We start from the raw sequence: 25011 nt of genomic DNA, 5'->3' as shown, positions 1-25011 counted from the left end.
ATCGCACCCGCCTGCGCGCCGGCGGCGGCCTCGCCGAGCGTGCGGAGCCCGGATGCGCCCGCTACAATACCCGGATGACGCCGGCCAACGCTACCGCTACCGCCACCGAGCCCGCCGCCACGGCCACCGCCGTGCCGCAAGGCGAGCGTGCGCCCCGCGCCGCTGCGGCGCCGCAGGCTGCCACCGCTGCCGCCGGACCCGCGCGCCAGCTCACGCTGGTGCTCGGCGGCGCGCGCTCCGGCAAGAGCCATTTCGCCGAGCAGTTGGCCACCGACCACGCCGCCGCCTGCGGCGGCCCCGTCACCTACATCGCCACCGCGCGCCACGACGACGACAGCGCCGACGAGGAAATGCAGCTGCGCATCGCGCTGCACCGCGCGCGCCGCCCGGTCGACTGGGGCCTGGTGGAAGCGCCGCTGCACCTGGCCGACGCGCTCTACGCCAACGCCACCCGCGACGGCTGCATCCTGGTCGACTGCGTCACGCTGTGGCTCAACAACCTGCTGTTCCTCGACGCGCGCAGCTATCCCGAGCACGGCCTGGTGACGCCGCCGCCCGCGTTCACCGAGGAAATCGACGCGCTGCTGGCCGCGCTGCCCACGCTGCCCGGCCACGTGATCCTGGTCTCCAACGAGATCGGCTTCGGCGTGGTGCCGATGGGCGCCATCACGCGCTTCTACGTCGACGAACTGGGCCGCCTCAACCAGAAGCTGGCCGCCGCCGCGGACCGCGTGCGGCTGGTGGTGGCCGGCATTCCCGTGAGCGTCAAGGGCGCCGATCCGGCGTGCTGATACTGTCCGCGCTTTTCACCTGGCCCGCCTGCGTGGCGGCGGCCGTGGCCGGCGTGCTGCTGGACCAGTGGCTGGGCGAGCCGCGCCGCTGGCATCCGCTGGTCGGTTTCGGCAACCTCGCCGCCGCGCTCGAGCGGCGCGTCAACCGCGGCGGCGCGCCGCTGCGCCAGCGCATCGCCGGCATCGGCGCGTGGCTGCTGATGGTGCTGGTGCCCGCCGCGCTCACCGCCCTGCTGGTGCAGGCCGCCGCGCAACTGAGCGTGGCGCTGGCCTGGCTGCTGCAGGCGCTGGCGCTGTACGCCGCGCTCGGCGCGCGCAGCCTGCACCAGCACATCGCGCCGATCGCCACCGCGCTCGCGCGCGGCGACCTTGCCGAGGCGCGCCGCCTGACCGCGCGCATCGTCTCGCGCGACACCGCCGACGCGGACGCCGAGGCGGTGGCGCGCGCCGCCTGCGAGTCCGCGCTGGAAAACGGCAACGACGCCGTGTTCGGCGCGCTGTTCTGGTTCCTGCTCGGCGGCGCGCCGGCCGTGGTCGCCTTCCGCCTGGCCAACACGCTCGACGCGATGTGGGGCTACCGCACCCCGCGCCTCGTGTATTTCGGCTGGGCCGCGGCGCGGCTCGACGACCTGCTCAACCTGATTCCCGCGCGCCTGACCGCGCTGTCCTACGCGCTGCTCGGCCACACCGCGCAGGCGCTGCGCTGCTGGCGCGCGCAGGCACCGGCCTGGTCCAGCCCCAACGCCGGGCCGGTCATGGCGGCCGGTGCCGGCGCGGTCGGCGTGGCCCTCGGCGGCCCCGCGCGCTACCACGGCGAATGGGAAGACCGCCCGCCGCTGGGCGCGGGCGCGGCCCCCGGCAGCGCCGAAGTGCGGGCCTGCCTGCGGCTGGTCCGGCGCACCTTGTGGCTGTGGCTGGCCCTTGCCGCCGCCAGCGCCATCCTCCTTCATTTCTTGCCCGCATGACCATGCCCATCCGCCACGGCGGCGACCTGCTCGCCGCCGAGCGCCGCTACGGCCGGCCCGCCGCCGGCTGGCTCGACCTCTCCACCGGCATCAACCCCGACGGCTATCCGGTGCCGGCGCTGCCCGCCGACGCCTGGCAGCGCCTGCCGCAGGACGACGACGGCCTCGCCGCGCTGGCCGCGCGGGCCTGCGGCGCCGCGCACGCGCTGCCGGTGGCCGGCTCGCAGGCCGCCATCCGCGCGCTGCCGCTGCTGCTGCGGCCGGGCCGCACCGGCGTGGCCGCGCAGGGCTACAGCGAATACGCGCCCGCCTTCGCGCGCGCCGGCCACGAGGTGGTGGCGCTGGCCGAGGCGGACTTCGCGCGGCCGGACCTGCCCGCGCGGCTCGACCACCTCGTGGTGGTCAACCCCAACAACCCGACCGCGCGCACGCTGGCGCCGGACACGCTGCTGCGCTGGCACGCGCAGCTGGCCGCGCGCGGCGGCACGCTGCTGCTCGACGAAGCGTTCATGGACTGCACGCCCGCGCTGTCGCTGGCGGCGCACGCGCACCGGCCCGGGCTGGCGGTGCTGCGCTCGCTCGGCAAGTTCTACGGGCTGGCCGGCGTGCGCTGCGGCTTCGTGCTGGCCGAACCCGCGCTGCTGGCCGCGCTGTCGGCGCATCTCGGCCACTGGACCGTGGCCGGCCCGGCGCGCGCGGTGGCGCGCCTGGCGCTGGCCGACACGGCCTGGCAGGACGCCACGCGCGCGCGGCTGTGCCAGTCCGGCGAGCGCCTGGCGGCGCTGCTGCGCGCGCACGGGCTGGCGCCCGCGAGCCATGCGTTGTTCAGCTGGGTGCCGCACGCCGATGCCGCGCGGCTGCACGACGCGCTGGCGCGGCAAGGCGTGTGGACGCGCTTGTTCGACGCGCCCGGCAACGGCGCGCCGCCGAGCCTGCGCCTGGGTTTGCCGCCGGCCCGCGACGACGCCTGGCAGCGGCTCGACGCCGCCCTGGCCAGTGCTTGCGGCCACGCCTCCAACCCCACCCATGCATGAGCCGCACATGAGCCGCCCGCCGATGACCCGCGCCCTGCTTTCCCTCTCCGTCCTGCTCGGCTGTGCGCTGTGCGCCGGCGCCCACGCCACCGTCTCGGTGGTCGACGACGCCGGCCAGACCGTCACGCTGGCGCAGCCCGCGCAGCGCGTGATCTCGCTGGCGCCGCACGTCACCGAGCTGCTGTTCGCCGCCGGCGGCGGCGCGCGCATCGTCGGCACGGTGAGCTACAGCGACTATCCGCCGCAGGCGCGCGAGATCCCGCGCGTGGGCGACAACAAGGCGCTCGACCTCGAACGCATCGCCGCGCTCAAGCCGGACCTGATCGTGGTGTGGCGCCACGGCAATGCGCAGAAGCAGACCGACCGCCTGCGCGCGCTCGGCCTGCCGCTGTTCTTCAGCGAGCCGCGCAAACTCGACGGCATCCCCGGCAATATCGAGCGGCTCGGCACGCTGATGGGCACCGAACCCGCCGCCGGCGCCGCCGCGGCCAGCTTCCGCCAGCAGATCGACAAGCTGCGCCAGACCTACGCCGCGCGCGCGCCGGTGACGGTGTTCTACCAGGTCTGGCAGCAGCCGCTGATGACGCTCAACGGCCAGCACCTGATCAGCGACGTGCTGGCGCTGTGCGGCGGGCGCAACCTGTTCGCCAGCGAATCGCTGCTGGTGCCGACGGTCTCGGTGGAGTCGGTGGTGGCCGGCAATCCCGAAGTCATGATGACCGCGAGCATGGGCGCCACGCGCGCCGACCGCCCGCTGCCGGACTTCGCCATGTGGGAGCGCTGGAAGCAGGTCACGGCGGTGGCGCGCGGCAACCTGTACGCGATCGACGGCGACCTCGTCAACCGCGCCGGCCCGCGCCTGGCGCGCGGGGCGGAGATCATCTGCAAGGACCTCGACGAAGCGCGCGCCAGGCGGCCCGCGCAGTAGCGCCGAGACGGATCGTCAGATCCGGTTCCACCAGCGCAGCCGCTTCGCGCCGCCGCCCAGCGCGAAGCGGCAACTGGCGCCGAACGCCAGATCCCAGCCCAGCGTGGTGGCCAGCGGCACGCCGAGCCAGTGCGCGGCCAGCATGCGCATCGGCCCGGCGTGCGTGACCACCCACAGGCAATCGCCCGAATCCGCCGGCAGCGCATCGGCCCAGGCCGCCACGCGCGCCAGCGCCGCGGCCGCGCTCTCGCCGCCGTGCGGCGCCGCGTGCAGCAGGTCGGCGGCCCAGGCGTCCAGCTCCGCGCGCGGCACCGCGTCCCAGGCCAGCCCTTCCCAGTTGCCGAAATCCAGCTCGCGCAGGCGCGCGTCGGGCTCGGGCACGAGCGCATGGCCCGCGGCCAGCAGCGCCGCGGTCGCCCGCGCGCGCTGCTGCGTGCTGCACAGGATGCGCCGCGGGGCCAGCCCATCGAGCGCGGCCAGCATGCGCGCCGGCGCGGGCGCGACCGGCTCGGCCAGCGCGAGGTCGAGCGCGCCGTAGCACAGGCCCGGCGCCACCTGCGGCTGCGCGTGGCGGATCAGGACCAGGTCCATGCCGCCGCCACGAGGTAGATCAGCAGTTCGGCCAGTTGCTGCGCCATGCCGAGGCAGTCGCCGGTATAGCCGCCGATGCGCCGCACGAAGTAGCGGCCCAGCGGCCAGCGCAGCAGCGCCAGCGCGGCCAGCGCGGCGCCGGCGAACGCGGGCGACACCAGCAGCAGCGGCAGCGCGCCGCACAGCAGCGCGAAGGCCAGGCCGAAGCCGGACAGGCGCTGCGCCACCGGCTTGGCCTTGCCTTCGGGGCGCACGTAGTCGAGCGTGGCGAGATAGCTCGCCGCGAGCGCGCGGCTGGCGCCGTGCGCGGCCACCAGCACCAGCAGCAGGTCCGCGGTGCCGCCGCGCATGGCGATGGCCAGCAGCAGCTGCCACTTGAGCAGCAGCGCCACCACCAGCGCGATGGCGCCGAACGCGCCGATGCGCGAGTCGTGCATGATGCGCAGCACGTCCTCGGCCCGGTAGCCGCCGCCGAAGGCATCCACGCAATCGGCCAGCCCGTCTTCGTGGAAGGCGCCGGTGGCCAGCAGCGTCACCGCCATGCCGAGCAGCAGCGCCACGCCGGGCGGCCACCATTGCAGCGCGCCCCAGCTCGCCAGCGCGCCGAGCGCGCCCACCAGCAGCCCCACCAGCGGGAAATAGCGCGCCGCCGCGTTCAGGTAGTGCGGCGCGAAGCCGACCCAGCGCGGCACCGGCACGCGCGTGAAATAGCCGACCGCGGTGAGGAAGTAGCGAAGTTCGTCGAGCATGGGCCGGTGCCTGGGAGCGATCCGCGCAGTCTACGCCGACGCCGTGCTGACGCCGGCGCCGCCGAAGGTGGCCATCTCGCGCAGGAACGCGGTGGCCGACACCAGCAGCGGATAGGCCAGCGCCGCGCCGGTGCCCTCGCCCAGGCGCAGGTCCAGCGCCAGCAGCGGCTCGGCGCCGAAGCGCGCGAGCAGCTCGCGGTGGCCGTGCTCGTGCGAGCAGTGCGAGAACACGCAGTAGTCCAGCACCGCGGGATCGAGGCGCTGCGCCACCAGCAGCGCGGCCGAGGCGATGAAGCCGTCCACCACGATCACCATGCGGCTGGCCGCCGCGGCCAGGAAGGCGCCGGCCATCATGGCGACCTCGAAGCCGCCGAACGCGGCCAGCGCGTCGAGCGGCTCGACCGCATCGGCATGCAGCTCCAGCGCCTGCGCCAGCACCGCGCGCTTGCGCGCGAGGCCGGCATCATCCAGCCCGGTGCCACGGCCGATGCAGGCGTCGAGCGGCGTGCCGGCGAGCCGGCTCATCAGGCAGGCGGCCGACGAGGTATTGGCAATGCCCATCTCGCCGAAGGCGATCACGTTGGTGCCCAGCTGCGCGTGGCGCAGCACGCGCGCCATGCCGGCGGTGAGCGCCGCCTCGGCCTGCTCCGCGCTCATCGCGCGCTCCCGCGCGAAGTTGCGCGTGCCGGCGGCGATGCGGCAGTTGACCAGCCCCGGCGCGGCCGGCAGCGGCGCGCGCACGCCGGCGTCCACCACCTCCAGCGCCAGCCCGTGCTGGCGCGCGAACACGTTGATGGCGGCGCCGCCGCCGAGGAAGTTGAGCACCATCTGCGCCGTCACCTCGGCCGGATAGGCGCTCACGCCGGCATCGGCGATGCCGTGGTCGGCGGCGAACACGATCACCGCCGGGCGCCGGAGCTCGGGCGCGGTGCTGCCGGTGATGAGGCCGATCCGCAGGGCCAGCGATTCGAGCCGGCCCAGCGCGCCGAGCGGCTTGGTCTTGGCGTCGATGGCGGCCTGCAGCGCCGGGCGGAGAGAAGCATCGAGCGGGACGATGGCGGGAAACTGCATGATGTTCGAATACTCGTAGTCGTTCTGGAATCGCGTAGCGCGAGCTTACATCTCGATGCCGCGCTGGGCCTTGATGCCTTGCTTGAACGCGTGCTTGACCGGCGTCATCTCCGTCACCGTGTCGGCGGCGTCGATCAGCGCCTGCGGCGCGCCGCGGCCGGTGATCACCACGTGCTGCATCGGCGGGCGCGCGCGCAGGTCGGCGATCACGGTGTCCACGTCGAGGTAGTGCAGCTTGAGCGCGATGTTGAGCTCGTCCAGCAGCACCAGGCCGATGGCCGGGTCGCGCAGCAGGCCGCGCGCGACTTCCCACGCGGCTTCGGCCTTGGCCACGTCGCGCGCGCGGTCCTGGGTCTCCCAGGTGTAGCCCTCGCCCATCACGTGGAACGCGCACTGGTCCGGGAAGCGGCGCAGGAACATTTCCTCGCCGCTCGGGATCGCGCCCTTGATGAACTGCACCACGGCGGCCTGCATGCCGTGGCCGAGCGCGCGCACCACCATGCCGAAGCCGGAGCTGGACTTGCCCTTGCCGTTGCCGGTGGTGATGACGATCACGCCGCGCTCGTCCTGCGCGGCGGCGATCTTGGCGTCGACCACGTCCTTCTTGCGCGCCATGCGTGCGTTGTGGCGCTCGTCGCGCGCGGCGTCTTCCGGCGTGGGGGTGGTATTGGCGTTGGCGTTGGCGTTGGCGTTGGGTTCGGTCATGATGAAATTCCGTCTTGTTCGTCTGGCCCGCCCGGGTGCGGGTGGAAGGCGCCGTGCGCGATCAGCGCGGTATGCCGGCCGTCGCTGACGCTGACGATCGGCGTGCGCAGCGCGTGCGAGCAGTGCGCCGGCGTGAGGACGTCGGCGGCCGCGCCGTGCAGGCACAGGCCGTCCTCGGCCAGCAGCAGCGCGTGGGTGGCGTAGCGGCGCGCGAGGTTGAGGTCGTGCAGGATCACGATCACGGCATGGCGGCCGGCGCGCGCCAGGCCCGCCATCGTGTCCAGCACCATGATCTGGTGGCGCAGGTCGAGATGCGCGGCGGGTTCGTCGAGCAGCAGCAGCGGCGCCTGCTGCGCCAGCGTGGCGGCCAGCGAGACGCGCTGGCGCTCGCCGCCGGACAGGGTCAGCACGTCGCGCGCGGCGAGCGCGTCGAGATCGAGCTCGCGCATCACCGCGGCGACGACGGCATCGTCCTCGCGGCGCGCCCAGCCCCAGCCCGACAGGTGCGGATGGCGGCCGACCGCCACCGCGTCGCGCACGCGCATCGAGAAGGTGTCGCTCACCGCCTGCGGCAGATACGCGCGCTGCAACGCGAGCGCGGCCGGCGCGATCTCCAGCGGCGCGCGGCCGTCGAGCAGCACCGCGCCGCCGTCCGGCTTGCGCAGCCCGGCCAGCACCGACATCAGCGTGGACTTGCCCACGCCGTTGGGGCCAACCACGCACCACAGCTCGCCGGCCCGCACCGACAAACTCAGACCGTCGAGCAGCACGCGCGCGCCGGCGCGCAACTGCAGGGCCCGCAACGCCAGCACGGGACAGTTCGAGACGGGTTCGTTCCAGCTTGGCATCGGCATCAGCGCGGCCTGCGCAGCAACAGGAAGAGGAAGGTCGGCACGCCCAGCAGCGCGGTGATGACGCCCACCGGCAACTGCGCCGGCGCGATCACGGTGCGCGCCACCAGGTCGGCCGCCATCAGCAGCGCGCCGCCCAGCAGCGCCGAGGCCGGCAGCAGCAGGCGCTGGTCGTTGCCCCACGCGAGCCGCACCAGGTGCGGCACCACCAGCCCGACGAAGCCGATCGAGCCGGCCGAGGTGATGGCCACCGCGATCGCCACCGAGGCCAGCACGAACACCGACATGCGCACCGCGCCCACGCGCACGCCGAGCGCCTGCGCCACGGTCTCGCCCATCAGCATGGCGTTGAGCGCGCGCGCCAGCGGCATGGCCAGCAGCACGGCCAGCGCCAGCGCGCCGAGCGCGAGACCGTAGCTGGCGGTGCCGCCGAGGTCGCCGGTCAGCCAGAACAGCATGCCGCGCAGGCGCGCCTCGGGCGCCACGCTCAGAATCAGCGTGATCAGCGCGCCCCAGCCCGCGGCCAGGATCACGCCGGTCAGCAGCAGGCGCGAGCCGGCCTCGTGGTGGCCGCCCTGCACCTGCGGATGCAGCAGGTCGCGCCGCGCCAGCGTGGCCACCAGCAGCATCGAGAACAGCGCGCCGCCGGCGGCGCCGGCCTGCACGGTCCACAGCGGCCACATCATCAGCATGGCGCCGAGCGCGCCGGTGGCCGCGCCGCCCGAGACGCCCAGCACGTAGGGCTCGGCCAGCGGGTTGCGCAGCAGCACCTGCATCAGTGCGCCGGTCAGCGCCAGCAGGCCGCCGCAGGCGAAGGCCGCGGCCGCGCGCGGCAGGCGCAGCTCGCGCACGATGGCGCTGGCGGTGTCGGCGGTGTCGGCCCCGCCGCCGGCCAGCGCGTGCCACACCTGCGCCGCGCTCAGCGGCACGCTGCCCACCGCCAGCGACAGCACGAACACCGCCGCGCCGGCGGCGGCGAGCATCAGCCAGACGGCCAGCGCGCGGCGCATCTCAGGCCGCCGTCAACGCTGGCGCCAGCCCAGCGTGACAAAGCCGGCGCGCCCCTGCGTGTTGTAGGGATAGGCGAGCTGGTAGTTCTTGTCGAACAGGTTTTCCACGCGGGCGGCGATGAACCATTGCTTGTCGATGTTGTAGCGGGCGTTGAGGTTGACGATACCGTATCCGCCCAGCGTGCGCGAGCCGCTGTCCAGGCGCGCCGACGAAATGACCCACTCGCCGCCGAGGCGGAAGTCGCCGAACTGGCGGCCCACGTCGAAGGCGGCGTGGCGGCGCGCGCGGCGCAGCAACTGGGTGTTGTTCTGCTCGTCGAGCGGGTTCTGGAAGGTCACGCTGGCGCCCACGTCGGTGCCCAGCAGGCGCGCGCGCCACGAGGCCTCGACGCCCTGCACCTTGGCTTCGGCGACATTCTGCGCCAGGTACAGACCATTGGGCTGCAGCGCCGAGACGATCAGGTTGTCGTAGCGGGTCTCGAACGCGGTCACGCGCAGCAGGCCGGCGCCGTCGGTGCTGTACTGCGCGCCGAGCTCGACCGAGCGGGCGCGCTCGGGCTGGATGCCGGGCTGGCCGTAGCCGGGGTAGTACAGCTCGTTGAAGGTGGGCGCGCGGAAGGCGTTGCTGGCATTGGCGATCAGCTTGAAGGCCTCGGTCAGGTTGTAGCCGTAGCCGGCGAAGTAGCTGGCCTGGCTGCCGAAGTCCGAGTAGTGGTCGTTGCGCACGTTGAGCTGCAGCTGGTGCTTGCCCAGGCGGCCGTCGTAGCCGGCGAACACCGAGGCGATATTGCGCACCGGCGTGGCGTAGGAGCTCGAATCGAGCTCCTGCTGCGCGTACTCGGCGCCGAACAGCAGCGTGTGCGTGGGCGCCAGCGCGTATTCGTTCTGCCAGGTGTACTGGCGGTTGCGCGTGTTGAAGCGGCTGTCGAACAGGCCGTTCCTGGTCGTGGTGCTGCGGTCCTCGCTCTGCGCCACCTTGAAATGCGTGCTCCAGTCCCGGCCCAGCTTGCCGTTGACGAAACCCGATACGGTGTAGAGCTCGCTGTCCATCCACCAGACGTCGGTGGGCTTGCCCGAGGTGCTGTCGTAGGACAGCTTGCTCTTGGAGTAGTAGGCCGTGACGCCCGCGTCCCAGTCGCTGGTGAAGCGGTGCTTGACCTGGCCCGACACGCTCTTGTTGTCGTAGGGGTTGTCGTTGGGATTGGCCTTGGGCTGCTGCTGCGGGTTGACGGCGGAGAAGCCGTCGGTCTTGAAGATCGAGCCGGTGAGGTTGAACGAGGTGTCGCCGACCTGGCCGCCGTAGCCCACCGTGGCCTGGCGCGTGTTGTTGCTGCCGTACTCGATCTGCGCGTTGGCCGCGGGCGGCTTGCCCGCGCCGGTCTTGGTGAAGATCTGCACCACGCCGCCGATGGCGTCCGAGCCGTACAGCGCCGACACGTTGCCGCGCACCACCTCGATGTGGTCGATCTGGTCGGGCAGGATGTTGGCCAGCTGCGCCGTGCCGCTGCTGGCCGACGACACGCGCACGCCGTCGATCAGGATCAGAGTCTGGTTGCCGTTGGCGCCGCGCATGAACAGCGTGGTGTTGGCGCCCATGCCGCCGTTGGCGGCGAATTCCACGCCGGCCTGCGAGCGCAGCAGCGTGCGCAGGTCGGGCGCCTGCGAGTTGACGATGTCCTGCTGCGTGACCACGGTGGTGTGCGGCAGCGCCTCGGTCAGCGCCTGCGCGGTGCGCGTGGCCGTCACCACCACCGGGGCCAGCGGCGTGGCGGCGGGTTGCGTGGCCGGTTGTGCGGCAGATTGCGCGGCGGGTTGTGCGACCGGTTGCGCGACGGCAGGCTGCGCGGCCGGCTGCGGCGCGGGTTCGCTGTCGGGAACCGGCTGGGCCTGGGCCAGGCCGTGCGCGCCGGCGGCGAGCACGGCAAGCAGGCCGGCGGACAATGGCCGGCGCGCGCGCGCGGCAACGAGAACGGGAACAGACTGGCGAAGCGCCGGCGATGCCGGCCGGCGATGCCGGGAAGACGATGAACGCATGGTGCGAAGAGGGAGAGAGCAGCCTGGTCCGTTCCCCCGCGGACCGTCTGGCGACGAAGCGCGCCACGCATCCTGCGGAAGGCGGCGCACTCTCGTTCAGGCCGGTATCCGGGCTGGCGACACCAGTCCGACCGCCTTCCCGGACCTTGCGGTTCAGTGGCTGATGGGTCGGCCTTGCGATATTTCCGATCGCGGTCGCTTACCGTTGCGGGGGCAGCACAGGTTGGCCCGGCACGCGCCCTGGCGGCGGCGGCTGGCTCCCTGTTTCCCGTTGAACTGCAACCCTGTAGTGAACAGGATTGCGAGCACCTGGAACGTGCGCGAGTGTAGGCAGTTTCACCGCGAGCGTCAATGACGCCCCGCGCACCGCCCCGGGCCGCGCGAAAACGCATGGAAGCAGGCAGGAAATGCCGCCGCGGCGCCCGTTGGGCGACGTTGCATGCAACTTCGGCGCGCTGGCCCGGTCACACCGGGCTGCTTTCCACGGCTGCGCGCGGAGCGCTTGGGCTAAAATCCCAGAACCCGAAACCCGGATATGACAGGCTCTATGCTCACCGAACTCGAACAACTCGCCGCCAAGATCGGGCGCGTGCTGCATCACGCCGACACCCTGGCAGCGGAGAACCAGCGCCTGCGCGAGGAGATCGAACGCCTGCAGGCCGAGGCCAGCCAGCTGCGCGGCGACCGCGAGGCGATGGCCGCCGACCGGGAGCTGCTCAATATCAAGATCGAGGAAGCGCAGTTGCGCATCCAGTCGATCCTCGACAAGCTCCCCACCGCCAGCGACGCCCGCCAGCTCGACCTGCTCGGCGACGGCGCCGCGCAGGCCGCGGACAGCGCCCTCACCAAGGCACCCGGAGAAAACGCATGAGCAACAAGCAAGTCGAAGTCAGCATCGCCGGCCAGTCCTACCGCTTCGCCATCGCGCCGGACAACGAAGCCGCGCTGCTGGAAGCGGTGGCCCTGGTAGACGACCAGATGACCCGCCTCAAGAGCGGCGTCTCCGCCAAGGGCGTGGAGCGCGTGGCGGTGATGGCGGCCATCAGCATCGCCTCGGACCTGCTCTCGCTCAAGCGCAAGCAGCAGGAAGACGGCGCGATTCCGGTGGACGCCGTGCGCGCGCGCATCCGCGAGCTCAACGAGCGCGCCGACGAGGCGCTGCGCCAGTACGCCCATGTCGGCACCGGCGCGCCCATTTCCCGCGGCTGAACGGGGCCGGGCGCGGACCGGGCAGGACCGCGCGCGGCCGGCCGCGGCGCGGTGCCCCGCACGGCACAGTTGTGACGCCGCGATGACCGCGATGTGCCCGAGGTGCCGCGCGCGTCGGCAAAATGTAACGGCCCGGCACGGCGGGCTTGGTATGAAATGCCCGGCGGTGTATAGTGGAGCCAAGTCGCGCCAAGCCACATAGTCGCGACACCAAAGGTCGGGTTATCGTGCCTGACCGCCGTTTTCATCCCATCCAAGTTAGAAACGGCAAACGTCTGACAGCCTGCGGAAGCGATTGGTCCTACGGCAACAAAGTCAGACGTTTGACAGTTTCCCTGCCTGGTTCGTCAGGATCATATTCCTTGAACCGATAAGCATTTGTTGGTGCGGGACAATGCCGTGTGGGCGAGCGCGTCGCTTGATTCAAAGTTCGCAGTCGGGACTCCCTGAGTCAGTGATGTACCCAAAATGCGGCTTCCGCAGCCACTCTGAACCTCACTTGGGTTCAGGATGCCGATCCAGCGGCCGAGGCGGGGACCCCAACGAGAGAAGGCGGTGGTTTGAAACCACCGCCTTTTTTTTGCGCTCGTTTTTTTTGCGCGGCCTCTTTTTGCGCGGCCCTGGCGATGCCTGCCGGTTCCTCGCGCCTCCCCGCATTTCCTCGCGTTTTTCGCATTTTTCACGCTTCGCGCCCGCGCGGCGCACCCGGCCGCGCGAGCCGCGCACGGCTGCTGCGCGACTGCCGCACGATTGGCATACACGGTTTTCTTTTGGCCGGGCTTGCTGCACCATAGCGCTGTCGCCAACGCCACTCCGCCGTGAGCCAACCCGCCAATGAGCCGCTCCTCGCAAGCCAATGCCGCCGACCGGGCCCGCCAGTACTGGCTGATGAAATCGGAGCCGAACGAGGCCAGCATCGACGACCTCGCCAGGCGCGGCACGCTGCCCTGGACCGGCGTGCGCAACTACCAGGCGCGCAACTTCATGCGCGACGCCATGCGCATCGGCGACGGCGTGCTGTTCTATCACTCGTCGTGCCCGCAGCCCGGCATCGCCGGCCTGGCCGAGGTCGGCTCGCAGCCCTACCCCGATCCCACCCAGTTCGATCCCGAGAGCGGGTATTACGACGACGCCTCCAGGCCCGACGCGCCGCGCTGGGTGCTGGTCGACGTGCGCTACGTCGGCAAGGGCCCGCTGATCTCGCTGGCCGACCTGCGCGCGCACGAGGAACTGGCCGACATGGTGGTGCTGCGGCGGGGCAACCGCCTGTCCATCACGCCGGTGACGCCAGCCGAATGGCGCTTCATCACCACGCGGCTGATGGGCTGACCGCCTGATCGGCTGCCCCCGCGCGGCGCGCGCCGCGCCCGCCCTCCCCGGCGCATCGGCGCCAACGACATCCACAAGGCCGGCCTCGTTCCATGCATGTCTCCCTGATTCCCGGGCTGTTGCTGCTCGGCGCCTTTACCGGCTTCTGCGCCGGCCTGCTCGGCGTGGGCGGCGGCATGCTGATGGTGCCCTTCCTCACGCTGCTGTTCACCTACCTGGATTTCCCGCACGAAGCCATCGTCCACATGGCGATCGCCACCTCGATGGCGACCATCCTGTTTACCTCGCTGTCCTCGGTGCGCGCCCACCACCTGCACGGCATGGTGCGCTGGAAGCTGGTGCTCGCGCTGGCGCCCGGCATCCTGGCCGGCGGCCTGCTCGGCGGCGGCAAGGTCTTCGCCGCGCTCAAGACCGGCTGGCTGTCGCTGCTGTTCTCGGTGTTCGTCGGCTTCTCGGCCTGGCAGATGCTGCGCAACCGCAAGCCCGCGCCACACCGCCAGTTGCCGGCCACGCCGGGCATGCTCGGCGCGGGCGGCGTGATCGGCTTCCTGTCCAGCCTGGTGGGCGCCGGCGGCGGCTTCGTCTCGGTGCCGTTCATGACCTGGTGCAACGTGCCGATCCACAACGCCGTGGCCACCTCGGCCGCGCTCGGCTTCCCGATCGCGGTGGCCAGCGTGATCGGCTACGTGTGGAGCGGCTTCGGCGTGGCGGGGCTGCCGGCCGGCTCGCTCGGCTACATCTACCTGCCCGCGCTGGCGGTGATCGCGCTGGCCAGCGTGCTGACCGCGCCGCTGGGCGCGCGCACCGCGCACCGCCTGGACGTGGCGCAGCTGAAGAAGGTCTTCGCCTGCCTGCTGTTCTGCCTGTCGGCCTACATGCTGTGGAAGGCGTGGCACGCGTTCGCGCTCCAGGCGCTCTAGCGGGCGGATACAAGTGGGCGGATACAAGGTCGATCCCGCATCGTGGAACGATCGCGCCGCGGGTGCGTCAGAATACGCATTGCCAGAAACGGGAGAACACCATGAAAAAACTGCTTGCCGCCACGCTGCTCGGCACCACCGCCATGATCGCCTCGGCCCAGGGCGGCGCCCCGGCCCGCGATCCCGCGCCCGCCGGCGTGCTGTCGCTGTCGGCCCAGGCCGCCACCGACGTGCCCACCGACGTGGTCCACCTGACCCTGGCCGCCGAGCAGGAAGGCGCCGAGCCCGGCGCGATCTCGTCCGCGCTGTCCGCCAAGGCGCAGCAGGTCATCGCGCAGGCCCGGCGCACGGCCGGCGTGCAGGCGGAATCGGGCGGCTTCACGATCAACCCGTCCACCGACCGCAACGGCCGCATCAGCACCTGGCGCGGGCGCGCCGAGGTGATCCTGCAATCGCGCGACTTCGCCGCGGTCTCGAAGCTCGCCGGCCAGCTTGCCAGCCAGATGCAGGTGCAGAACATCGCCTTCTCGCTCTCGCGCGAAACGCGCCAGGCCACCGAGGCCAGGCTGGCCGAGCAGGCCGTGGCCTCGTTCCGCGCCAAGGCCGACACCACCACCAAGCTGTTCGGCTACAGCAGCTACGCGATCCGCGAAGTGCAGGTCAGCGAGATCGGCGCGGTGCAGCCGATGCCGCGCATGTACGCGGCCAAGGCCATGATGTCGGACGCGGCGCCGGTGCCGGTCGAGGGCGGCAAGGCCCAGGTCACGGTGACGGTGAACGGCTCGGTGCAGATGCTGAAGTGAGCCGCGCCACGCGCGCGGCGATGCGCGCGTAGTCTTCCGGCGTATCCATGTCGGTGGTGAAGCGGTCGTGGCCGGCCTCGTGGACGAAGACCTCGTCCGGGTGCTCGGCGATCAGCCTGCGGCAGCCCGGATTCACGTGTCCTGCCACGACCTCCGCGGCGTAGCTCGCCGAGAACGCCACCGGGTTGCCGCGCTGCCCCGCGTGCATGGGCACCACGATCGCGCCGCGCGGCATCGCCGCGAACGCGCGCACCAGTTCCAGGTAGTCGGCCGCCTCCAGCAGGACCTGATCGGCCAGGCACACCAGCACCACGCTGCACGGCATGCGCAGCGCCGCCACGCCGGCGGCCACCGAGGTCATCTGCCCTTCCTCGTAGCGCGGGTTCGGCTGGAAAGCGACCGGCAGGCCGTCGAGCGCGCCGATCACCTCGCGGCCCTTGTAACCCGTCACCACCACGATCTCCCGCGGCCGCGCCGCCAGCAGCGCGCGCACCGTGCGCCGCACCGCCGGCTCGCCGTCCAGCGGCAGCAGCAGCTTGTGCGGCCCGCCCATGCGCGACGACATGCCCGCGGCCAGCACCACCGCCGAGAAGGCCGGCAACGCCGCGTCCGCCGGCGCGCTCATGTGGCCTTGCGCGCGCCGCGCGCGGCCGGCAGGTATTTGTCCGGGTCGCGCTCGAACTCCACCTTGCAGCCGTCGCAGCAGAAATACACGCGCTGCCCGCCATGCTCGACCACGTGCCTGGCCGACGCGATGTCGACCGCCATGCCGCACACCGGATTGACGTAGCGCGCGGCGGTGGCGGCGGGAGCCGGTGCCATCGATTCGCACGGCAGCATCGCCGGCAGCGCCTCGCCGCTCTGCGCGGGCGCCTGCGCGGCCTGTTCTTCCTCCATCTGCCGGCGCAGCGCCACCAGCCCGGCTACCGCGCCGAGCGCGATCTCCTGCGGCGTGCGCGCGTGGATGTGCGGGCCGGCCGGCGCATGCAGCGCGGCCAGCCGCTGCGGCGCGATGCCGCGCCGCTGCATGGCCTCGCGCAGCGTCTGCGCCTTGCGCTGGCTCGCCACCAGCAGCACCGCCGCGGCCGGGCCGCGCAGCGCCGCTTCCAGCGCGTCCTCGTCGCCGTCGCCCTGGGTGGCCACCAGCACCAGCCGCGGCGCCAGCGCGGCGAGCGCGGCCGGGTCGTAGCCCGCCACCACCTGGCGCAGGCCCAGCGCCGCCAGCGGCACCGTCATGCCGGCCGCGGCCACCACGGCGAAGCCCATGCGCTGCGCCAGCACGCAGGCTTCCAGCGCGGTCGGCGTGGCGCCCAACACCAGCGCCACCGGCGGCGGCAGGGTCGGCTGGATGAACAGCTCCAGCGTGCCGTTGCTCGCGCACGGCATGGCGTGCATCTCGATGCCGGCCTCCGCCGCCGCGGGCGCGTTGCTGATGCGCAGCAGCTTGGGGGCGCCGGTGCGGATCGCCTCCAGCGCGGCCTGGATCACGATGGCGCGCGAACAGCCGCCGCCGACCCAGCCGTGCAGCGCGCCGTCCTCTTCCAGCAGCGCCTGCGCGCCCACCCAGGCCGAGGTGGGCGGCTGCGCGCGGATCACGGTGATCACCGCGAACGGGCGCAGCGCGTCGATCAGCCGCTGCTCGCGCAGCAGCAGCGCTTCGCCGTCGATGGCGTCCGTGGCGGTGTCTGTGGCGGGGTCTATGGTGGCGTGGTTCATGGCAGGGTCCGGAACGTCGTTTACTGCAATACCGACAGGACTTGCGGCAGCACCTGCCGCAGGCTCGCCAGGTCGCGCGCGCCGGCCAGCAGGTCGAGATACGGCAGCGCCGCCGACATGCCGGCGCTGGCCGGCGTGAAGCCGGGCTGGCCCATCAGCGGGTTGAGCCAGACCAGCCGGCGGCAGCGCCGCCGCATCTTGCGCAGGGCTTCCTGCAGCAGGCCGGGCTCGCCCGCGTCGTAGCCGTCGCTGACGATCACCACCGCCGTGCGCGAATGCAGCAGCGCCGCGCCGTGGCGGCGGTTGAACGCCTCCAGACTTTCGCCGATGCGCGTGCCGCCGGCCCAGCCCGCCGACAGCAGCGCGAGGCGCTCCTGCGAGCGCCACGGGTCGGGGTCGCGCAGCGCCTGCCCCACGTTCGCCAGCGTGGTGTGGAAAATGAAGCAGTGCACGTCGGCCAGCCGCGCGCTCAGCACGCGCGCCAGGCGCAGGAAGAAAAAGCTGTACAGGCTCATCGAGCGGCTCACGTCCAGCAGCAGCACGATGCGCGGGCGTTGCCGCCGGCGCTGCCGCCACGCCAGCTCCAGCGGCAGGCCGCCGCGCGACACGCTGCGCCGGATGGTGGCGGCCATGTCGATCATGCGGCCCGACGCCGCGCTGCGCTCGCGCCGCGTCTGCACGCCGCGCAGCCGCTGCGCGAAGCGCCGGATCGCGTCGTCGATGGCGAACAGCGCGTCGGGCTGGTTGAGATGGCGGAAATCCGCGTGCGCGAGCGACTCCGCCGCGCTGGCGCCGCGCGCGGCCGCGCTGCCCTCCGCCGCCAGCGTCTCCGCCTCGGGGCCGGCGCAAGCCAGCGCGGTGCCTTCGCTGTCGTCTCCCGGCCCGGCGTCGCGGCGCGGCTCCAGGCGCCCGGCGCCGCTGGCCTGCGCCGGCGCCAGCGCGCGCCGGTTGGGCCGCTGGAAGTAGGCATCGAACAGGGCGTCGAAGCGGCGCCACTCCTCGGCGCGCGAGCACAGCAGCGCGCGCAGGCTCCAGCGCAGCAGCTCGCTGTCGAGCTGGCCCATGCGCCGCGCCACTTCCATCGAGGCCGCCATGTCCTCGCTCGCCACGCGGAAGCCGTTGGCGCGCAGCCAGCCCGCGAAGCCGGTGTAGCGCGACACCAGCCGCGCCGCCAGGTCCGTCTCGGGAGCGCGCTGCGCGGCGCCGGGCAGCGCGTTCAGCATGCCGCCGCCAGTTTTTCGACGACCGGGCGCGTGAGCCCGGCCAGGTCCGCGCGCGTCTTCACCAGCGCGGCCAGCGAATCCATGATGCGCTCGGCGCCGCCGGGGTCGAGCGCGCTCACGCCCAGGCGCAGCAGGGCCGAGGCCCAGTCCAGCGTCTCGGCCAGGCCGGGGCGCTTCTGCATGTCCATCTGCCGCACCGCCTGCACGAACTCCACGATCTGCCGCGCCAGCGCCTCGGGCACGTCCGGCACCTGCATGCGCACGATCAGCAGTTCCTTGTCGAAGCCCGGGTAGTCCACGTACTGGTAGAGGCAGCGGCGGCGCAGCGCGTCGGAGATCTCGCGCGTGCCGTTGGAGGTCAGCACCACGTAGGGCCGCTCGGTTGCGCGCACCACGCCCAGCTCGGGGATCGACATCTGGAAGTCCGACAGCAACTCCAGCAGGTAGGCCTCGAACGCTTCGTCGGTGCGGTCGATCTCGTCGATCAGCAGCACCGGCGCCGGCGTGGCGGTGATCGCGTCGAGCAGCGGGCGCTTGAGCAGGTAGCGCTCGGAGAAGATGTCCTGCTCCTTGTCGGCCACCGAGCGCGGGTCCTGCTCCAGCAGCTTGATCGCCAGCAACTGGTGCTGGTAGTTCCATTCGTAGAGCGCCGCGTGCGCGTCCAGCCCTTCGTAGCACTGCAGGCGGATCAGGCGCGTGCCGAGCAGCCGCGCCAGCGCCTTGGCGACCTCGGTCTTGCCCACGCCGGCCTCGCCCTCGAGCAGCAGCGGGCGGCGCATCTCCAGCGTCAGCAGCAGGGTGGCGGCGAAGCTGCGCTCGGCGATGTAGCCATGCTGCGCCAGGCGCTGCTGCAGCGCCGCCACGTCGGGCATGCGGTCGGCTGGCATGGCGGCGTGCCTGCGTCAGGTGGCCTTGCGCGAGAAGATCCCGCGCAGCCAGTCGCGCAGCACCGCCCACGCCAGCGCGAGGCCGTTGAGTTCGGTGCGCGGCGGCGCGGCCTGGGCCACCGTGGCCGGCGCGGTGTCGCCGTCCGGCGCCGCCGCATCCCGCGCGGGCGCCTGCCGCGACTGCGCCAGCGCGTCGAAGTTGGCCGCGAACTGCTTGAGGATCTGGTCGGCCACGGTGTTCATCATGCGGCCGCCGAACGCGGCCGCCTTGCCGCTCATCGTCACCTCGCTCCTGCCGGACAGCGCGCAGGCGCCGCCGCTGCCCTCGCTGCCCTGCACGGTCGCCAGCAGGTCCATCGACGCGCCCGAGGTGCCGGTCGAGTCCGCGCCCTTGCCAGCCAGGTGCAGGCTGCGCGCGGCCGGGTCCAGGCCGAGCACCTCGATCTCGCCCTTGAACGACATCGTGGCCGGCCCGAGCCGCACGACGATGGTGCCCTTGTAGTGCGTGTCGTCCACGCGCTCGGTGATGGCGGCGCCCGGCATGCAGCCGGCCACCGCGGCGATGTCCTGCAGCGACTGCCAGGCCGCGTCGGCACCGGCGGCGAGCGGGAAGACCTTTTCGAGCACGACTTTCATCAGCTTGTCCTCGCAGGCTTGCGTGCCGCGGCGCGGCGCGCGTGGTCGGGCCCGGCGTCAGCGCTGCGCCAGGCCGAGCGCACGGCATTGCTGCCAGACGCGGTAGGCGTTGTGCGGCATGTTCATGTGCGTGATGCCGAGATGGGCGAACGCATCGACCACCGCCGAGGTGAAGCACGGGATCGAGCCCACGTGCGGCGACTCGGCCACGCCCTTGGCGCCGATCGGATGGTGCGGCGACGGCGTGACGGTGAAGTCGGTGTCCCAGTGCGGCGTCTCCAGCGCGGTCGGCACGAAGTAGTCCATCAGCGTGCCGCCCAGCAGGTTGCCGGCTTCGTCGTAGGGCAGCTCCTGCCCCATCGCCACCGCGAAGCCTTCGGTCAGGCCGCCGTGGATCTGCCCTTCGATGATCATCGGGTTGATGCGCGTGCCGCAGTCGTCGAGCGCGTAGAAGCGCCGCACGCGCGTCTCGCCCGAATGGCGGTTGATGTCGAGCACGCACAGGTAGGCGCCGAACGGGAACGTGAAGTTGGGCGGGTCGTAGTAGTCCACCGCCTCCAGCCCCATCTCCATGCCTTCGGGCACGTTGTTGTAGGCGGCCCAGGCCACTTCCTTCAAGGTCTTGAACTTGCCCGGCGAGCCCTTGAGCACGAAGCGGTCGAGGTCGAACTCCACGTCGTCGGGGCCGGCCTCGAACAGGTGCGCGGCGATCAGCCGGGCCTTCTCGCGGATCTTGCGCGCCGCGCGCGCCACCGCCGCGCCCGCCACCGGCGTGGAGCGCGAGCCGTAGGTGCCCAGCCCGTAGGGCGCGGTGGACGTGTCGCCCTCCTCCACCTGGATCACCGAGGCCGGGATGCCGGCCTCCGACGCGATGATCTGCGCGTAGGTGGTCTGGTGGCCCTGTCCCTGCGTGATGGTGCCCATGCGCGCGATGGCCGAGCCGTCCGGATGCACGCGGATCTCGCACGAGTCGAACATGCCGATGCCGAGGATGTCGCACGCCTTGGACGGCCCCGCGCCGACGATCTCGGTGAACGTGCACACGCCGATGCCCATCAGCCACTCGGCCTCGGGGTCGGCGCGGCGCGCGTCCTGCTCGGCGCGCAGCGCGCGATAGTCCACCGCGGCCAGCACCTTGCGCAGCGCCGGCTCGTAGTCGCCCGAGTCGTACTCCAGCCCGAGCGGCGTGAGATACGGGAACTGGTCCTTGCGGATGAAGTTGCGCAGCCGCAGCTCGGTCTTGTCGATGCCGAGCTTGAGCGCCAGCACGTCGATCATGCGCTCGATCAGGTAGACCGCCTCGGTCACGCGGAACGAGCAGCGGTAGGCCACGCCGCCCGGGAATTTGTTGGTGTAGACGCCGTCGACCGAGACGAAGGCGTTGGGAATCGCATACGAGCCGGTGCAGACGTGGAACATGCCGGCCGGCCACTTGCTCGGGTCGGCGCATGCATCGAACGCGCCGTGGTCGGCGACGACGTTCACGCGCAGCGCCTTGATGCGCCCGTCGCGGTCGGCGGCCAGCTCGCCCTTCATGTGATAGTCGCGCGCGAACGCGGTGCTGCTCAGGTTCTCGGCGCGCGACTCGATCCACTTGACCGGCCGGCCCAGCACGATCGACGCCACGATCGACACCACGTAGCCCGGATACACGCCGACCTTGTTGCCGAAGCCGCCGCCGATGTCGGGCGAGACGATGCGGATCTTGGACTCCGGGATCGCCGACAGCATGCCCACCACGGTGCGCACCACGTGCGGCGCCTGCGAGGTGATGTACACGGTCAGGTCGCCGCGCGCCTTGTCGTAGGACGCGACGCAGCCGCAGGTCTCCAGCGGGCACGGATGCACGCGCGGATACAGCATCTCCTGCGTGACCGTGACCTCGGCATTGTCGAAGGCGCGGTCGGTCTTGTCCTTGTCGCCGATCTTCCAGTTGAAGATGTGGTTGGGATGCCGGCGCGCGCCGTGCGCGCCCACCTGCTTGTCGCGGATGTCCTCGCGGATCACCGGCGCGTCCGGCGCCAGCGCCAGGTGCGGGTCCACCAGCGCGGGCAGCTCCTCGTATTCCACCTCGACCAGCTCGGCGGCGTCGGCCGCCACGTAGCGGTCGTCGGCCACCACGAAGGCCACCTCCTGGTTCTGGAAGCAGACCTTCTCGTCGGCCAGCACCGCCTGCACGTCGCCGGCCAGCGTCGGCATCCAGTGCAGCTTGAGCGGCTTGAGGTCGTCGGCGGTCAGCACCGCGTGCACGCCGGGGTGCGCCAGCGCGCGCGACTTGTCGATCTTCTTCACGCGGGCGTGCGCGTAGGGGCTGCGCACCATCGCGCCGAACAGCATGCCCGGCATCTTGATGTCATCGACATAGGTGCCCTTGCCCTGCAGGAAGCGCGGGTCTTCGCGGCGCTTGCGCGAGCAGCCCATGCCCTCCAGCGCGGCGAGGCGCTCGGCTTCGGCGTTCATCGTTCCCATGGTGCGTCTCCGTGCGTCTGCTTCAGACGCCGGGCACGGCCATTGCGCGCCCGGCATGGTCCATCCGGCCGCGTCAGTGCGTTGCCTCGTCCATCAGCGGATGCGAGGTCTGCACCGCTTCGCCGCGCAGCTTGCGGGCGGCATACTGCACCGCTTTGACGATGTTCTGGTAGCCCGTGCAGCGGCACAGGTTGCCGGCCATCCAGTAGCGGATCTCTTCTTCGGACGGGTCGGGGTTTTCCTGCAGGAGGCGGTACGCGCGCATCAGCATGCCGGGCGTACAGAAGCCGCACTGCAGCGCGTGCTCCTGCATGAAGGCCTCCTGCAGCGCATGCAGCTCGCCGCCCTGCGCCAGCCCCTCCACGGTCAGCACCTCGGCGCCCTCGGCCTGCACCGTGAGCACCGTGCAGGACTTGACCGACATGCCGTCCAGGTCCACCGTGCAGGCCCCGCAGTGCGAGGTCTCGCAGCCGATGTGCGGGCCGGTGTGCAGGCAGCGCTCGCGCAGGGTGTGGATCAGCAATTCGCGCGGCTCGGCCACCACGTCGGTGTCCTTGCCGTTGAGCTTGAACGACACCATCACTTTCTTGATCATGTCCGGTCTCCGCTGGGGCTTGCGATGGTCGCCGCGCGCGTGCGCGGCCTGCGGTGCTGTTTGCTGTGCTGTTTGCCGTGCAACCCGCCGCGCGGCTGGCGCCCGGCTACGGCGCGGCGCGCGACCACGCGGTGCGCAGCGCCCGCTGCGTCATCTCGCCCGCCATCGCGGTCTTGTATTCGGCGTCGCCGCGCAGGTCCTCGGCCGGGTCGCAGATGGCCATCGCCAGCCGCGCCGCCTCGGCGATGGCCGCGTCGTCGAGCGGCTTGCCGCGCAGGCTCTGCTCGGCGTCGGTGGCGCGGATCGCCGTGGGCGCGACGTTGGTCAGCGCGATGCGCACGTCCTCCACCGTCTCGCCGCGCCGGCGCAGCATCACGGCCGCCGCCGCGGTGGCGAAGTCGCCGGACTTGCGCTTGAGCTTGGCGTAGCAGTGTCCGCTGCCCGGCGCCGGCACCGGGATGCGGATTTCCGTGAGGATCTCGCCCGGCTCCAGCAGCGTCATGTAAGTGCCGAGGAAGAAGCCGTCGGCCGGCACCACGCGCTCGGCCAGCTTGCCGGCCAGCACGAAGGAAGCGTCCAGCGCGATCATCAGCGCCGGATGGTCGTTGCCCGGATCGCCGTGCGAGATGTCGCCGCCGATGGTGCCGCGGTAGCGCACCTGCGGGTCCGAGATCAGGCGCGCGCCCTCCACCAGCAGCGGGCACTTCTGCTGCAGCAGCGCCGACCAGATCAGCTCGTTCTCGGTGGTCATGGCGCCGATGCGCAGCTCGCCGCCTTCCTCGCGGATGCCCTTCAGTCCCTCGACCTTGCCGAGGTCGATCAGGTGGGCCGGCTCGGCGAAGCGCAGCTTCATCATCGGCAGCAGGCTGTGCCCGCCCGCCAGCAGCTTGGCGCCGTCGCCGTATTCCTCGAGCATGGCCACCGCCTCGGGCAGCGTCCTGGGCGCATGATATTCAAACGGGCGGGGGATCACGCTGGTCTCCTTGTCTCGCTCGCGCGCCCGCGCCTGCGGTCCGTGCCGGCGGCCTTGCGCGCATCGCTGTGTTTTCAGGAGCATTTCATAATGCAGCGCAGCAAAGCAATGTGACTTCCCGAACGCCCGGCAAGGCTGCGTCAACCGCCGGGAAACTTGCACGAACTACGGCAGGGACGTACAACAGAATTGCCGCGCAGGCGCGCGATGGGCAGCAACCGGGCAACCGCGGGCGCGAAGACAAGAACAACGACAGGCCGACATCGAAACCAGGAGATTGCACAATGGACCGCCTCGCGCCGTTCACCCCGCCAGCCCCCGAGGTGCGCCGCAACGAGACCTTCCAGCACAAGCTGGAACAGTTCAACCCGGGCATCGTCTGGCTCGATGCGCAAGGCCGCGTCACCGCCTTCAACGATGTTGCGCTGCAAATCCTCGGCCCCGCCAGCGAGCAGTCGCTCGGCGTCAGCCAGGACCGGCTGATCGGCATCGACGTGGTGCAGCTGCACCCGGAAAAAAGCCGCGAGAAACTGCGCTTCCTGCTGCAGTCCGAGGATGCCAGCGGCTGCCCGGTCAAGTCGCCGCCGCCGCTGGCGATGATGATCAACATCCCGGACCGCGTGCTGCTCATCAAGGTGTCCAAGATGGCGGACAGCGGCGGTGCATGCGGCACCTGCATGATCTTCTACGACGTGACCGACATCACCACCGAGCCGCACCACGCGCCCGCGTCAGGCAGCACGCCGCTACCGCGCCGGCTGTTCAAGATCCCCGTGTACCGCAAGAACCGCGTGATCCTGGTGGACCTCAAGGACATCGTGCGCTTCCAGGGCGACGGGCACTACACGACCATCGTCACCAGGGACGAGCACTATCTCTCCAACCTGTCGCTGACCGACCTGGAGATGCGGCTCGACGACAGTGTTTATCTGCGGGTGCACCGCAGCCATATCGTCAGCCTGGCTTACGCGGTGGAGGTAGTGAGGAACGAGGAGCGTGTGCAACTGGTCATGGATGATGCGCAGCGCACGCTGGTGCCGGTCAGCCGGGCGAAGATCGCGGAGTTGAGGGAGAGGTTGGGGGTGGCGTGATTTTTTTGGAATTTTATTCAGGTTCAAGGTCAACGGCTTTAAGAGCTTTAACGTCAAGATCGAAGTCAACTTCAAAGCCAGCGGCTGAACGTCAAAGTCAAATTCAAAGTCAACATCAAAGTCAAAGTCAAAGGCTTTCGCTCCCCCGGAGCGACCTACTTTCTTTTCCCCGAAAAGAAAGTAGGCAAAGAAAGCGGGCTGCCTAGCCGGCAGGGGCAGAAACGTTGGGATTTCTCTTGTTGGTGGTTTCGTGGTGGGGCCTGTGGTTCTGCTGGCATCCTGCCGTTACCGGTTCGGCTGGCCACGATCTGGCTGGCGGTATGGGTTGCGGGGTCAGACCTATGATGGCAAGCGCACTGCTGGTTCGGGCATCTGCCGTTACCGGTTTTGGCGGTCACGGCGTAGCACCGGCACTGGTTTCGTGGTGGGCG

At 71.5% G+C, this 25011-nt stretch carries 25 protein-coding genes, 1 other RNA gene and 1 riboswitch; of the genes, 11 read left to right on the top strand and 15 right to left on the bottom strand.

Annotation, left to right across the window (positions count from 1 at the left end; all coding sequences use genetic code 11):
- Positions 1-74 precede the first annotated feature (74 nt).
- Genes cobU through KF708C_RS05900 form a run of 4 tightly spaced genes read left to right on the top strand, consistent with a single transcriptional unit; the run spans position 75 to position 3718 of the window.
- Positions 75-791 carry a bifunctional adenosylcobinamide kinase/adenosylcobinamide-phosphate guanylyltransferase gene (cobU, locus tag KF708C_RS05915; RefSeq protein ID WP_197090319.1) on the top strand — a complete coding sequence of 239 codons (717 nt, stop codon included), beginning with the start codon at positions 75-77 and terminating at the stop codon, positions 789-791.
- Positions 785-1756, top strand: coding sequence for an adenosylcobinamide-phosphate synthase CbiB (cbiB, locus tag KF708C_RS05910; protein ID WP_020204327.1), 972 nt, complete (start codon positions 785-787; stop codon positions 1754-1756). The genes cobU and cbiB overlap by 7 nt, the downstream gene beginning before the upstream one ends.
- The gene (gene cobD / locus KF708C_RS05905; protein WP_059411078.1) at positions 1753-2790 is read left to right on the top strand and encodes a threonine-phosphate decarboxylase CobD; all 1038 of its coding nucleotides are present in this window, start codon (positions 1753-1755) and stop codon (positions 2788-2790) included. Before cbiB ends, cobD begins: the two co-directional genes overlap by 4 nt.
- A 22-nt stretch (positions 2791-2812) precedes the next feature.
- Complete coding sequence (locus tag KF708C_RS05900) at positions 2813-3718, top strand: cobalamin-binding protein (RefSeq protein WP_059411199.1); 906 nt, start codon at positions 2813-2815, stop codon at positions 3716-3718.
- A 15-nt stretch (positions 3719-3733) separates the two neighbouring features.
- Here KF708C_RS05900 and cobC read toward each other — a convergent pair whose 3' ends face one another.
- Genes cobC through KF708C_RS05865 form a run of 7 tightly spaced genes read right to left on the bottom strand, consistent with a single transcriptional unit; the run spans position 3734 to position 10729 of the window.
- Entirely contained in the window at positions 3734-4309 is a 576-nt protein-coding gene (gene cobC / locus KF708C_RS05895) for an alpha-ribazole phosphatase (RefSeq protein WP_059411077.1), read from the bottom strand.
- Positions 4294-5058 (bottom strand): adenosylcobinamide-GDP ribazoletransferase, encoded by a 765-nt coding sequence (locus KF708C_RS05890; RefSeq protein WP_059411075.1) that lies wholly within the window; start codon positions 5056-5058, stop codon positions 4294-4296. Before KF708C_RS05890 ends, cobC begins: the two co-directional genes overlap by 16 nt.
- Positions 5059-5088: 30 nt before the next feature.
- Positions 5089-6129, bottom strand: a complete 1041-nt coding sequence (cobT, locus tag KF708C_RS05885; RefSeq protein ID WP_020204322.1) for a nicotinate-nucleotide--dimethylbenzimidazole phosphoribosyltransferase — start codon at positions 6127-6129, stop codon at positions 5089-5091.
- 45 nt (positions 6130-6174) lie between these two features.
- Positions 6175-6834 (bottom strand): cob(I)yrinic acid a,c-diamide adenosyltransferase, encoded by a 660-nt coding sequence (gene cobO, locus KF708C_RS05880; protein WP_020204321.1) that lies wholly within the window; start codon positions 6832-6834, stop codon positions 6175-6177.
- A complete protein-coding gene (locus KF708C_RS05875) occupies positions 6831-7682 on the bottom strand; it encodes an ABC transporter ATP-binding protein (RefSeq protein ID WP_029043879.1) in 852 nt (283 codons plus the stop codon). The genes cobO and KF708C_RS05875 overlap by 4 nt, the downstream gene beginning before the upstream one ends.
- A 5-nt stretch (positions 7683-7687) precedes the next feature.
- Complete coding sequence (locus tag KF708C_RS05870; protein ID WP_020204319.1) at positions 7688-8695, bottom strand: FecCD family ABC transporter permease; 1008 nt, start codon at positions 8693-8695, stop codon at positions 7688-7690.
- A 12-nt stretch (positions 8696-8707) separates the two neighbouring features.
- The gene (locus KF708C_RS05865; protein ID WP_231586391.1) at positions 8708-10729 is read right to left on the bottom strand and encodes a TonB-dependent receptor plug domain-containing protein; all 2022 of its coding nucleotides are present in this window, start codon (positions 10727-10729) and stop codon (positions 8708-8710) included.
- A gap of 82 nt (positions 10730-10811) precedes the next feature.
- Positions 10812-11058: riboswitch (cobalamin riboswitch) on the bottom strand.
- Between the two features lie 218 nt (positions 11059-11276).
- Between KF708C_RS05865 and KF708C_RS05860 the strand changes: the two genes are divergently transcribed.
- The 6 genes from KF708C_RS05860 (at position 11277) to KF708C_RS05835 (ending at position 14990) form a co-directional block, all read left to right on the top strand.
- Positions 11277-11600 (top strand): hypothetical protein, encoded by a 324-nt coding sequence (locus KF708C_RS05860; RefSeq protein WP_020204317.1) that lies wholly within the window; start codon positions 11277-11279, stop codon positions 11598-11600.
- Entirely contained in the window at positions 11597-11938 is a 342-nt protein-coding gene (locus KF708C_RS05855; protein WP_020204316.1) for a cell division protein ZapA, read from the top strand. The genes KF708C_RS05860 and KF708C_RS05855 overlap by 4 nt, the downstream gene beginning before the upstream one ends.
- 329 nt (positions 11939-12267) lie before the next feature.
- A non-coding RNA gene (ssrS, locus tag KF708C_RS05850) (6S RNA) lies at positions 12268-12479 on the top strand.
- Between the two features lie 293 nt (positions 12480-12772).
- Entirely contained in the window at positions 12773-13267 is a 495-nt protein-coding gene (locus tag KF708C_RS05845; RefSeq protein ID WP_059411073.1) for an EVE domain-containing protein, read from the top strand.
- A 92-nt stretch (positions 13268-13359) separates the two neighbouring features.
- Positions 13360-14187: a sulfite exporter TauE/SafE family protein gene (locus tag KF708C_RS05840; RefSeq protein WP_020423855.1), complete on the top strand. Its 828-nt coding sequence runs from the start codon at positions 13360-13362 to the stop codon at positions 14185-14187.
- 101 nt (positions 14188-14288) lie between these two features.
- A complete protein-coding gene (locus KF708C_RS05835) occupies positions 14289-14990 on the top strand; it encodes an SIMPL domain-containing protein (RefSeq protein ID WP_020204313.1) in 702 nt (233 codons plus the stop codon).
- Here the strand turns inward: KF708C_RS05835 and KF708C_RS05830 are convergent.
- From KF708C_RS05830 to KF708C_RS05795, 8 genes are all read right to left on the bottom strand, one after another.
- A complete protein-coding gene (locus KF708C_RS05830; RefSeq protein ID WP_059411069.1) occupies positions 14950-15615 on the bottom strand; it encodes a nucleotidyltransferase family protein in 666 nt (221 codons plus the stop codon). The two genes, KF708C_RS05835 and KF708C_RS05830, sit on opposite strands and share 41 nt — an antisense overlap.
- Positions 15612-16706 (bottom strand): XdhC family protein, encoded by a 1095-nt coding sequence (locus KF708C_RS05825; RefSeq protein WP_059411067.1) that lies wholly within the window; start codon positions 16704-16706, stop codon positions 15612-15614. The genes KF708C_RS05830 and KF708C_RS05825 overlap by 4 nt, the downstream gene beginning before the upstream one ends.
- Before the next feature lie 20 nt (positions 16707-16726).
- Complete coding sequence (locus tag KF708C_RS05820; protein WP_059411065.1) at positions 16727-17929, bottom strand: vWA domain-containing protein; 1203 nt, start codon at positions 17927-17929, stop codon at positions 16727-16729.
- Positions 17923-18816 (bottom strand): AAA family ATPase, encoded by an 894-nt coding sequence (locus KF708C_RS05815; RefSeq protein ID WP_020206936.1) that lies wholly within the window; start codon positions 18814-18816, stop codon positions 17923-17925. Before KF708C_RS05815 ends, KF708C_RS05820 begins: the two co-directional genes overlap by 7 nt.
- Before the next feature lie 15 nt (positions 18817-18831).
- Positions 18832-19452, bottom strand: a complete 621-nt coding sequence (locus KF708C_RS05810; protein WP_059411063.1) for an SRPBCC family protein — start codon at positions 19450-19452, stop codon at positions 18832-18834.
- A 57-nt stretch (positions 19453-19509) separates the two neighbouring features.
- Positions 19510-21921: an aerobic carbon-monoxide dehydrogenase large subunit gene (locus tag KF708C_RS05805; protein WP_059411061.1), complete on the bottom strand. Its 2412-nt coding sequence runs from the start codon at positions 21919-21921 to the stop codon at positions 19510-19512.
- 73 nt (positions 21922-21994) lie between these two features.
- Entirely contained in the window at positions 21995-22516 is a 522-nt protein-coding gene (locus KF708C_RS05800) for a (2Fe-2S)-binding protein (protein WP_020206939.1), read from the bottom strand.
- A gap of 106 nt (positions 22517-22622) precedes the next feature.
- The gene (locus KF708C_RS05795) at positions 22623-23489 is read right to left on the bottom strand and encodes an FAD binding domain-containing protein (RefSeq protein ID WP_059411060.1); all 867 of its coding nucleotides are present in this window, start codon (positions 23487-23489) and stop codon (positions 22623-22625) included.
- A 284-nt stretch (positions 23490-23773) separates the two neighbouring features.
- Here KF708C_RS05795 and KF708C_RS05790 point away from each other — a divergent pair, with 284 nt between their 5' ends.
- Entirely contained in the window at positions 23774-24580 is an 807-nt protein-coding gene (locus tag KF708C_RS05790) for a PAS domain-containing transcriptional regulator (RefSeq protein WP_059411058.1), read from the top strand.
- Positions 24581-25011 lie beyond the last annotated feature (431 nt).

This window comes from Cupriavidus basilensis (assembly GCF_000876015.1).
Lineage (GTDB): Bacteria > Pseudomonadota > Gammaproteobacteria > Burkholderiales > Burkholderiaceae > Cupriavidus > Cupriavidus basilensis_B.
The sequence above is the reverse complement of the archived record's forward strand: the minus strand, read 5'-3'. Positions and strand labels throughout refer to the sequence as shown.